The sequence below is a fragment of the Elusimicrobiota bacterium genome (assembly GCA_016788905.1).
In the GTDB taxonomy this organism is placed as follows: domain Bacteria; phylum Elusimicrobiota; class Elusimicrobia; order FEN-1173; family FEN-1173; genus JADKHR01.
Window position 1 is genome coordinate 1 of sequence record JAEURZ010000074.1, and the last position, 528, is coordinate 528.

Genomic DNA, 528 nt, shown 5'->3' on the forward strand with positions numbered 1-528 from the left:
CGATCTTCACCCGCCAGTTCCTGCAGACGGGGCAGACGGCGCCCGGGCTGGACCGCCTGATCCGCATCCTGCAGCTGTGCTTCGTGATCGCCGGCCTGGTCCCGGTGGTCTACGCCTATCGCCCCGGGGGCGTGGCCACGGCGCTGGTGGGCATAGCGTTTTCTTGCGTGGCGGTGGTGGGCGGGCTGCTGGCCTTCCAGCGCGGGCAGCCGGCGGCACGCATCTTCCTGACGGCCTGGACCCTGCTGCTGCTGGGCGTTGCCATGCTGGCCCTGCGCACCCTCAACTGGCTGCCGACCAATCCGCTCACCTCCTACGGCATGCAGATCGGCTCGGCCCTGGAAATGCTGCTGTTCTCCTTTGCCCTGGCCAGCCGCATCCACATCCTGCGGCGTGACAAGGACGTGGCCCAGGCCGAGGCCCTGGCCGCCGAACGGCTCACCCGGGAGGCCCTGGAGGCGTCGGAGAAGGCCCTGGCGCAGCGCATTGCCGAGCGGACGGCCGAGCTCGCCGAGTCCACCGACCGTT

1 protein-coding gene is annotated in these 528 nt (G+C 70.5%); it reads left to right on the plus strand.

Annotated features, from left to right (window positions below):
- On the plus strand, nt 1–528 hold a 528-nt coding region (locus JNK54_10865; protein ID MBL8024755.1), incomplete at both ends, for a 7TM-DISM domain-containing protein.